Annotated in this window: 11 protein-coding genes; all 11 read right to left on the bottom strand. The window is 31.7% G+C overall.

What is annotated here, in order from left to right:
* Positions 1–211: 211 nt before the first annotated feature.
* The 11 genes from B5E48_RS12670 to B5E48_RS13755 all read right to left on the bottom strand — a co-directional run bounded on the left by B5E48_RS12670 (position 212) and on the right by B5E48_RS13755 (position 9,459).
* Entirely contained in the window at positions 212–523 is a 312-nt protein-coding gene (locus B5E48_RS12670; protein ID WP_087305438.1) for an RnfABCDGE type electron transport complex subunit B, read from the bottom strand.
* Positions 513–698, bottom strand: a complete 186-nt coding sequence (locus B5E48_RS12665; RefSeq protein ID WP_087242963.1) for a hypothetical protein — start codon at positions 696–698, stop codon at positions 513–515. Before B5E48_RS12665 ends, B5E48_RS12670 begins: the two co-directional genes overlap by 11 nt.
* A complete protein-coding gene (locus B5E48_RS12660; RefSeq protein ID WP_087242965.1) occupies positions 698–1,270 on the bottom strand; it encodes an electron transport complex protein RnfA in 573 nt (190 codons plus the stop codon). The genes B5E48_RS12665 and B5E48_RS12660 overlap by 1 nt, the downstream gene beginning before the upstream one ends.
* A 3-nt stretch (positions 1,271–1,273) precedes the next feature.
* On the bottom strand, positions 1,274–1,924 hold the full coding sequence (rsxE, locus tag B5E48_RS12655) for an electron transport complex subunit RsxE (protein WP_087242967.1): 651 nt from the start codon (positions 1,922–1,924) through the stop codon (positions 1,274–1,276).
* A 13-nt stretch (positions 1,925–1,937) separates the two neighbouring features.
* Entirely contained in the window at positions 1,938–2,462 is a 525-nt protein-coding gene (locus B5E48_RS12650) for an RnfABCDGE type electron transport complex subunit G (protein ID WP_087242969.1), read from the bottom strand.
* A 12-nt stretch (positions 2,463–2,474) separates the two neighbouring features.
* The gene (locus tag B5E48_RS12645) at positions 2,475–4,334 is read right to left on the bottom strand and encodes an RnfABCDGE type electron transport complex subunit D (protein WP_087305436.1); all 1,860 of its coding nucleotides are present in this window, start codon (positions 4,332–4,334) and stop codon (positions 2,475–2,477) included.
* 15 nt (positions 4,335–4,349) lie between these two features.
* A complete protein-coding gene (locus tag B5E48_RS12640) occupies positions 4,350–5,657 on the bottom strand; it encodes an RnfABCDGE type electron transport complex subunit C (protein WP_087305434.1) in 1,308 nt (435 codons plus the stop codon).
* A 120-nt stretch (positions 5,658–5,777) separates the two neighbouring features.
* A complete protein-coding gene (rlmD, locus tag B5E48_RS12635; RefSeq protein WP_087305432.1) occupies positions 5,778–7,082 on the bottom strand; it encodes a 23S rRNA (uracil(1939)-C(5))-methyltransferase RlmD in 1,305 nt (434 codons plus the stop codon).
* Positions 7,042–7,860: a YihY/virulence factor BrkB family protein gene (locus B5E48_RS12630; protein WP_087305430.1), complete on the bottom strand. Its 819-nt coding sequence runs from the start codon at positions 7,858–7,860 to the stop codon at positions 7,042–7,044. The genes rlmD and B5E48_RS12630 overlap by 41 nt, the downstream gene beginning before the upstream one ends.
* A gap of 33 nt (positions 7,861–7,893) precedes the next feature.
* The gene (locus B5E48_RS12625; RefSeq protein ID WP_087305428.1) at positions 7,894–9,183 is read right to left on the bottom strand and encodes a hemolysin family protein; all 1,290 of its coding nucleotides are present in this window, start codon (positions 9,181–9,183) and stop codon (positions 7,894–7,896) included.
* Between the two features lie 123 nt (positions 9,184–9,306).
* Positions 9,307–9,459 (bottom strand): hypothetical protein, encoded by a 153-nt coding sequence (locus B5E48_RS13755; RefSeq protein ID WP_164483495.1) that lies wholly within the window; start codon positions 9,457–9,459, stop codon positions 9,307–9,309.
* Between the last annotated feature and the right edge of the window lie 204 nt (positions 9,460–9,663).

Below are 9,663 nucleotides of genomic sequence, written 5' to 3'. Positions count from 1 at the left end.
TTTATACATCTATTATAACATATACTGTCTAATAAAAAAAGAGAAAAACATCGAAATAATCAATATTTTTCCAATTTCTGTATTATAGATGTATAATTCTAGTAGAAGTTAACGATATATAAGAAGTCCAGTATTTTTAAAATGATCACTCAAAACAAAAATATAAAAAAAAGGAAATTGACACTTCATAGTCAATTTCCATATCAAACATTTAAATTGAAACGTTTACTGTTTTTCCATCTGGTCCAGGTGTTTCATTTAAATAATTTGCAATTTTTTCTCTTGTTTCCTGATTGCTGACAACACAGGCAGACACTTTTGATGCTTCTCCTTCAACCAAAGCACCAGCAAAACCAGCACATCCTGGATAACCACAACCACCACAATTGGCACCTGGCAACATTTCTGTAACATCGCTGATACGGTTATCTTCTTCAACACGAAGATATTGATTCGCTATACCTAAAACACATCCAAGTACAGCTCCAATAACAAGCAATGCTAAAATAGCACTAATTTGCATCTTTGACTTCCTCCTTATGATGAGCACTGTGATGAGAACAAGCAATGTTATTGCATCCTACACATTCACTCATATCTTCACACCCTTCTGGTTTTGGGGTGTGTTTATTTAATAAATATGTTCCAATAAAGATGGCTATTAAAATAACTAGCCAAATAATTGCCCAAATAGTCATTAAACAAGACCTGCGATTCCGGCAATAGCACATGCCATAATACCAGCAGTAATTAATGCAATTGGTGTTCCTTTAAAGCTTTCAGGAACATTTGCAATGTCTAATCTTTCACGAATTGTCGCAAAAACATAAATAACAATTGTAAATCCAATTGGTACTGCAAGACCTGCAACCATAGCTTCAATCAATGTATAACCAGCACTGATATTATCTAATGCTACACCTAATACAGCACAGTTTGTTGTAATCAAAGGTAAATAGACACCCATTGATTTATAAATTTCTGGACTTGTCTTTTTCAAGAACATTTCAACAAATTGTACTAAAGACGCAATAACCAAGATAAATGTAATTAAATCCAAATAAGTAATATTTAATGGAGTTAATACATAATAGTATAAAAGATATGTGATAATTGATGCTAAGAAGATGACAAATGTAACAGCATATCCCATGTTCAAAGCATTTTTAGGTTTCTTAGAAACACCTAATAATGGACAAATAGCATAAAACTTACTTAATACAACGTTATTAACAAACGTTAAACCTACAAATAAACTGACTAATTCCATAAACTATTTGACCTCCGCTTTCTTTGCTTTATTAGCTTTTCTTACTTTTAAGAATTGAATAAACGCAAGAATTGTTCCTAAAGTAATGAAGGCTCCAGCAGGTTGAGTAAACAAGCTGATTGCGTAATCACTAAAGAAACTAAATTGGAAAATAATCTGACTTGCATCAAATGGATTATATAATGATAAACCACCTGTTCCAATTAATTCTCTAAAGAATGAAATAATCACAACTGCAAATGTATATCCAAGCCCCATTCCTAAAGCATCTAAAATAGAGTCAACAACACCATTTTTAGAAGCAAAGCTTTCTGCTCTTCCTAAAATAATACAATTGACAACAATTAAAGGAATGAAAACACCTAATGATTCATACAAAGCAGGTGTATATGCATTCATAAGCATTTGAACACATTTAACAAGTGTTGCAATAATAACAATAAATACAGGTATTCTAATTTCGTTAGGAATGATTTTTCTTAATAAAGAAATAATAAAGTTACTCATTAACAAAACACAAATAACAGCCATTCCCATACCAATTGCATTTGTTAATGAAGTTGTAATTGCTAGGGATGAACATAGACCTAACAATAAAACAAAGATTGGATTTTCAGCAATTAACCCTTTTTTAAATATATCAAATTTCTTCATCTATGTTCCCTCCTTACTTATAGTTTTCATTGTAATGTTGTGTTGCTTGTTCAATTCCTTCAACAACAGCTGTTGAAGAAATGGTAGCACCAGAAATTGTATCAATAGAATCACCAATGTTCTTACCTACAACACTACTAATAAATGCTTCACCAGCAACTTGATCACCAATACCTTTTGTTTCAGTACTGCAATCAATAATTTGTAATCCTTTATATGTTCCATCTTTATCTAAAGCAATCAAAGCTTTAACTTCTCCACCATATCCTTGAGCAGCAGTTTCATAAATATATCCTACAGCACTTCCACCTTTATCGGCTTCATATACTGAAACCAAAGCAGGATAATCACTTAAAGAAACATCTAAAGCTTTAAATTCTTCACCACTAGAATAAATTTTGACTAAATTTTCCTTAACACTGGCAATTTTTTGTTCTTGAATAATGGGATCTGTCATGCCATTAACAAATGACAAAGCGCCTCCAGCTAAGCCAGCCACAATTGCAAGGAAAACAGTTAATTTAACAATATTTTTCATCTTATTTCCCTCCTACTTTGTTTGATCAATAGCTTCCTGAATAGCATTGACAATTCCTTTTGTTGTAACTGTTGCTCCTGTTGATGTATCAATTCCAGAAACATCAGCCCATTTTGTTTCGCCATTCAAAACATTATCATGGAAAGTTTTCGCTTTTTCATTTAAACTTCCACCAGCACCTGATTCAATTAAATCTTTTCCAAATCCACCTGTTTCGCCAGCATATTCAACAACTTCTACTTTTGTGACAGTTTCATTTGCTTTATTCACAGAAACTTTAACTGTCATTGGATTAGCATCTCCACCATATCCTTTTGCTGTTAAAGTATATGTGTAAGTATCACCATCAACAACCGGTGCTTTTTGAGCTTGTTCAATCGCACCTTTTATAGCATTGACAATTCCTTTTGAAGTGACTGTCGCACCTGTTGATGTATCAATACCATCAACATCACTTGTAGAAAGACTACCATTTAACACTTGATCATAGAAAGTTTTGGCTTTTTCATTTAAATTTCCACCTGTTCCTGATTCGATTAAATCTTTTCCGTATCCACCTGTTTCACCAGCGTATTCAAGAACTTTAACAGATTCAACTGTATCACCATCAATTTTAACTGCCACTTTCATTGGATTAGCACTTCCACCAAATCCATTAACTTGCATGACATATCCATCATCAGTTGTTTCAAGATATGTCCATTGAACTTTATTAGCTTCTTCTTCAGCCTTTTTCTTTTCTTCTTCCTCTTTTGCTTTTTGAGCTTCTAATGCTTCCTGTTCAGCTGCAGCAACATCATTTTTAATACCTGTGCTGATACCAAAGACACATGCAACAGCTACAACTAAGCTAATACCAATAGCAGCCCATTGTTTCCCAACATTTTGGTCAGTTCTACCTAAAACAAATGAATCAATTAATGGTGTTAACATATTCATCATTAAAATTGAGAATAATACACCTTCAGGATAATTCGCTTTTAAACGAATAATCATTGTTAAAAATCCTAAACAAATACCATAAATAATCTTTCCTAACGGACTAGATGGTGATGTAACTGGGTCCGTTGCCATAAAGACAGCCCCAAACATTGCTCCACCTAAACAGAAATGAATTAATGGATAACTTATAGGATCTAATCCATTCACTAAAGCAAACACTTCAGCTAAAACTAAGATTGTTCCCATATAAGCAACTGGAATTCTCGCATCATAAACTTTTCTGATAGCTAATATAATTCCAACAATTAAAATCAATACAATACAAGTTTCTCCTAAAGCACCAGTATGATTACCGAAGAATAAATCACCTAAAGTATAAGAGAAGCTTTCTCCACCTAGCCATGAAGTTCCAGCCAACATTGTTGTTGGTGTTGCTTTTGTTGCAATATCAATACCATTTACAGTATCAGGAATATTTGCAATCAGTTCTGCACCATAAGCCAAATGTACAACAACACGACCAACTAAAGCTGGATTGAAGATATTGTGTCCAAAACCACCATAAACTAATTTACCAAAGAATATAGCAATAAATGAACCAATAGCTGTCACATATAAAGGTGTTCCAGCTGGCAATGTTAATGTAAAGATAATAGCTGTTACCCATGCAAAACTATTTTTCAAATAAGTGAGAACTTTTTCTTTATGAATAAGTGCCCATACAGCTTCAGTTGCAATCGCAACAACTAAAGAAACAATATACATCAATGCAACATGCATCAATGGATCATTTGTTGTAAAGTTATAGTAATAATAATATAAAGAATAAGCAACTAGCACCAAAAGACCAATTGTCAAATCTCTCATAATACGATGTGTAGAGAGCTTTTGTCTATAATTTGGTGATGTTCTTTGTAAAGTAATTTTCATTAATCTTCACCCTCCCTACGCACTCTTTTTTCTTTGTGCTAACTGGTAACGACGTTTTGCTTTTGCAACCATATCTGTCACTTCAATCTTACTTGGACAAATATATGTACACATACCACATTCAACACAACGAGATGTATCTAATTTTTCAATAAGTTCAACATTGGCTGCCTTTTCTGCCTGCATAATACGTACAGGTTGCAAATGCATTGGACAGTGCAATGTACATTCACCACATTTTAAACATGGTAATGGTTGAATATTTTCTTTTTTCATAACTGTAATGGCATTGTTATGAGAATAGATTACAAATGTATCATTCATAACAGATTTTCCCATCATTGGTCCACCACCAACTAAGAATCCATCACAATCTTCATCAATATATCCACCAATTTTTTCAACAATATAATTAACTGGTGTTCCAATTGCGACATCAACATTTTGTGGTTCTTTCAAACCATTTCCAGAGAATGTCACAACACGACGTGTAATTGCTTCACCTTGACGAATTCCTTTAGAAACAGCAATTGCTGTTGATGAGTTATTGACAATAACACCTATTTCAGCAGGTAAACGATCATATTCCTTTTTAAAGACCGTACGAATCAATACTCTTTCCCATCCCATAGGATAACGATCAGGAACTTCACGTGGTTCAATGTTATCATAGTTTTTAGCTTCTTCTACTAAGAGTTCCATTAAATCAGGTTTATGTTCCTTAATAGCAATAATGGCTTTTTTAGCTCCCGCAGCTTGAATTAAATAATGTGTTCCATCAAAAAGTGCTTTAATATCTCTTTTCATAGCGACATGATCACTTGTTAAGAATGGTTCACATTCTACACCATTAATTAAAATTGTTTCAATGTTTTGAACATTTTCATATTTAACATATGTTGGGAATCCAGAACCACCTAATCCAACAATTCCCAATTCTTTAATGGCTTTAATAATATCTTCCTGACTCATATGATCAGGATCAGTGACTTCATATGCTTTTACTCTTTCATCTTTATGATCATTTTCAATCACAATATGATTTTGTAAACGCTTTGAAGCATGCATACGTTTTTCTATTCCCTTAACTGTTCCAGAAACTGGAGAATAAATTGGAACGTACATACTTTTACGTGTTGCCAATTTTGTTCCAATGCAGACATGATCTCCTTCTTTAACATGAACATCAAAATCTGTTGCAACTCCTAAAACAAGGGGAACATAAATAACGTCAGGTGTTTCGATAGTCAAAATAGGTTTATCTTTAGTTAAGCCTTTTTGGCCATCTAACTTTACTTTTCCTTTTCCAGATAAAATTGACATTATATCCCTCCATATCTTTAAAATACTAGTATAGTATAGCATTTTTTTATGTATTTGGAAATAGAATTATATCCTATGTTCACAAAATGTTCACAAAAAAAAGTTTCCCATAAAAGGAAACTATTTTCTAATCAGACTAACCACTGTATCAAATTTGGCAGAATATGGATATGTATCTATAGGAATGATCTTTTCTATACGATAATATTTATCCAATTCTTCTAAATCTTTCGCTAAAGAAGATGGGTGATCACTGACATATATAATATGTTTTATTTTTGATAAGATAAAACTTTGTTTAAAAGCATCACTTAATTCAGAACTTCTTACAATCACTTCATCAAAATGATTCTTCTTGCATTGTTGAATACATGCTTCATGAACATTTTGACAAATCCATTGAACATTATCTTTAACCAAGAATTTTGCATTTTCTTTTGCATCATGAATATGATAATTCTTTTCATCAACAGCAACAATATTTTGTTTTAAAGAAAGTTCTAATAAACCTATTCCACAATTCAATGATAAAATCTTTGAATCTTCAGATAATAAAGAACGAATTGTATCAAGTTTTATTTTTTCCATTTGAGGATAAACAGGAAATTCAGATTTTATCGAATATAAATACTTCTGATCAAAACACTGGAATGGCAAATAAGATTGTCCATAAGCCTTTTTATATCCTTGCATTTCAAATTGCTGATAACGTGTTGTATTGATTGTATACCAGATACTTTTCACTTCAGGAATTTGACTGATATCATTGATGACATCCTGTTTCATGCCATCCTGTCCAGTCACAAATAAAACTTGAATTTGTCCATCAATATTTCGCATACGCATAAAGCGTAAACCTTTTTTAACTTTATCATTATAATCTCTGACATGATGTTCATTTAAAATATCTTCAATTTTTTGAATACATGTATTGATCAATGAATCTTGCATTGAACATTGATTCATTAAAGTTAAATATTTTGTTTCACGCTGAAAAATTCCAGCATGTACTTTTCCTTTAAAATATGTTATAGGCAAAGACACAACCTGACGATAATGTAAAGTTTCAGGTGCTTTTATTGTTTTTTGAATAGGTAAACGTTCTACATCAAAATGTGTGTATTTCTTTAAGGCATCTTTCAATAATCCTTTTTTAAATGATAAATGTTTTGAATATTCAAGTGTTGTTAAAGCGCAACCTTGACAATTTGTGTACTCTTTACAAACTGATGGTTGTCGATATGGTGACTTTTGAATATATCTGACAACTTTTCCCTTTGTAAATTGACGTGTTCTTTCAATGATTTCAACATCTACAATTTCACCTGGCAAAGCATCTTGAATAAAGCATATCTTTTTTTCAATATACCCTATTCCTTCACCATTAATTCCCAATTTCTTTATTTCTACTCTTTCTTTTCTCATCAGAGATCCTCCTGAAATATAATATATTTGTAATATACATGCCAACATAGAAAAATTCGGCAGTCCAGTTAAAAACAAACAAAACAATCACAATAGAAGCCAATGGTCCATATACGGACTGATAATCAGCAATTTGAAAATAAAAACTTAACGCATAGTACAAAATCAATAATAAGACACTAGCAATCAATGCTCCTTGAAAAGCATCACTATAATGAATTTTCATTCTGGGTACAATCATATAAATGCCCGTCAAACAAAAACAAATCAAAGCATATAATAAAATATGACGAATACCCGCATAAGAATATAAAAAATTAAAAATATACGCTAAAGGTCCAATCGCAGTAATCGCAATAACTCCAATCAACAACAATAATAAATAAATAGTGATCTTAATCGTATAAACATAAAACCCTAAGATACTTTCTTCAGTTTCAGGTTGATACATACGTTTACTGATTTCATAAATATTGCCAATACCTCTTGAAACTGTATATATAGATACCAGAATTGTCACTAAGGCAACTGTATTAAAAGAACGTGATTCTAATATTTCAATCAACATCTGTGCATATTCCTTAACAACAAACTGCTCTATAATATTTTGGAGTACAGTCATATCAATATTAAAAAGTGATGTTCCTATCGCAATTAATGTAAATGCCGGAATTAACAACAACAAAAGATAAAAAGATAAGGCTGCAGCAGCATACGGTGGTATAGCAGTACGATAATCATCATATATAATTGTACATCGCTCATAGAATTCTCTCATAAATGGCCTCCCACCAATAAGAGAGGAAAAACATTAACTTTGTTTTTCCTCCCCTTTCTCGTCTTCATTTTCAAATCCCTTTTTTAAATGCAACAATACAATTCTATTCTTATCAATTTCTTTGATTGTAAATATAACCGAATCAATAATGATTTCCTGATTGATTTCAGGACTTCCATTACACTGTCCTAAAACCAAACCACCAATAGACTCAAAATCTTCTGAATCAAATGATGTTTCACAAACATCATTAACCTCATCAATATTCAAACTTCCATCAATGAGATATTCACCTTGACCCAAATCAACAATGGACTGTTCAACTTCATCATATTCATCATCAATTTCGCCAACGATTTCTTCTACAATATCTTCTAAAGTTACAATTCCACTCATGACACCATATTCATCTAATACGACCGCTAATGACACATGATCTTTTCGCATAGCTTCAAAAACATCAGAAATCTGATTGAATTCATAAACAAAATAAGTATCACGCATGATTTTTGTTACATCAAAATCAAGACGATTAATATCATATAAAAATAAATCTTTAATATAAAGGACACCTATAATTTCATCATATGAATCATTATGAACCGGCAATCTAGAAAATTGTGATTCCCTAAAAGCCGCAATGACTTCATCATAAGTTGTATCCGAAGAAATACTTTCCACATGAATTCTTGGAGTCATAACTTCCTTAATTTCAGTATCACCAAATTCAAAAACATTATGAATCATTTCTTTTTCTTCATCTTCCAATACCCCTTCTTCATGTGATACTGTCACAATCGTTTTTAAATCTTCTTCTGTCATGGTTGGACCTTTATTGGCATCGCCCCCAAACAAACGAACAAAAAAGCCAGAAACAACATTTAAAACAGCGACTACAGGAGTAAAGATAATAATAATCAACTTAATAAAACGACATACTCCAAAAGCAATAGATTCTGCATTTTGCGTAGCTAAAGATTTAGGCGTAATCTCACCAAAAATTAATATAATTAAAGTCACAACACCTGTTGCAAGTGCAACACCCGTTCCCTCATTACCTAAAATACTAATCACAAAAGATGTCGTTAAAGAAGAAGCAGCAATATTGACTAAATTGTTTCCTACCAATATCGAGCTTAATAAACGTGTCTGATCTTCTAATAATGACCGAATGAGAATCGCTTTCCTATTATTTTCTTCTGCCAATGTCTTTACTCTTATTTTATTGATTGACATAAATGCTGTTTCACTCATTGAAAAAAGAGCCGATAATGAAATAAGCACAATAAAAGTAAAAATCATGACTATCTGACTCGAGTCCATTTTGATACATATCTCCTTCTCATCACATAAATTTCCTAAATATTACTATAAAACCATTGAATTGTCAAACGACCTCTACTTTATAGTATAATATCATTTTTAAAATTATCAATAAAATCCATCTTAAGATTTATTTTTATCTTTCATCTCTAACCACTGCATCCATTCACGATGTTGTTTACGTTTTTGTACAAGAAAAAGAATAGGAAAAACAATACTGCTAACTGCAATCATCCCTAAAAAAGACATTATTAATGTTTGGTTAATCATTTCCATCTATTTTCACACTCCATTTTTATTATAACAAAAAAAGTACACCCATGACAGATGTACTGTGTGAATTATTATAATAAAGATTGATATCGTAAATTGAAAAACTAAATTCCATCCCTAAATCAATTTATATGGAATTTAATTTTACAAATCCAATGATAGAATTTAATTCTGCAAACTTTTATAATAATAGTGGGTATTCCTTCT

This window comes from Massilimicrobiota sp. An105, from assembly GCF_002161155.1.
GTDB classification, from domain to species: Bacteria; Bacillota_I; Bacilli_A; order Erysipelotrichales; family Coprobacillaceae; genus Allocoprobacillus; species Allocoprobacillus merdigallinarum.
The sequence above is the reverse complement of the archived record's forward strand: the minus strand, read 5'-3'. Positions and strand labels throughout refer to the sequence as shown.

Excerpts from the sequence above, each read along its gene's own strand:
- B5E48_RS13755 (WP_164483495.1), bottom strand. The coding sequence starts at position 9,459 with ATGGAAATGATTAACCAAACATTAATAATGTCTTTTTTAGGGATGATT.
- B5E48_RS12660 (WP_087242965.1), bottom strand. The coding sequence starts at position 1,270 with ATGGAATTAGTCAGTTTATTTGTAGGTTTAACGTTTGTTAATAACGTT.
- B5E48_RS12650 (WP_087242969.1), bottom strand. The coding sequence starts at position 2,462 with ATGAAAAATATTGTTAAATTAACTGTTTTCCTTGCAATTGTGGCTGGC.
- B5E48_RS12670 (WP_087305438.1), bottom strand. The coding sequence starts at position 523 with ATGCAAATTAGTGCTATTTTAGCATTGCTTGTTATTGGAGCTGTACTT.
- B5E48_RS12625 (WP_087305428.1), bottom strand. The coding sequence starts at position 9,183 with ATGGACTCGAGTCAGATAGTCATGATTTTTACTTTTATTGTGCTTATT.
- B5E48_RS12640 (WP_087305434.1), bottom strand. The coding sequence starts at position 5,657 with ATGTCAATTTTATCTGGAAAAGGAAAAGTAAAGTTAGATGGCCAAAAA.
- rlmD (WP_087305432.1), bottom strand. The coding sequence starts at position 7,082 with ATGAGAAAAGAAAGAGTAGAAATAAAGAAATTGGGAATTAATGGTGAA.
- B5E48_RS12645 (WP_087305436.1), bottom strand. The coding sequence starts at position 4,334 with ATGAAAATTACTTTACAAAGAACATCACCAAATTATAGACAAAAGCTC.
- B5E48_RS12630 (WP_087305430.1), bottom strand. The coding sequence starts at position 7,860 with ATGAGAGAATTCTATGAGCGATGTACAATTATATATGATGATTATCGT.
- B5E48_RS12665 (WP_087242963.1), bottom strand. The coding sequence starts at position 698 with ATGACTATTTGGGCAATTATTTGGCTAGTTATTTTAATAGCCATCTTT.
- rsxE (WP_087242967.1), bottom strand. The coding sequence starts at position 1,924 with ATGAAGAAATTTGATATATTTAAAAAAGGGTTAATTGCTGAAAATCCA.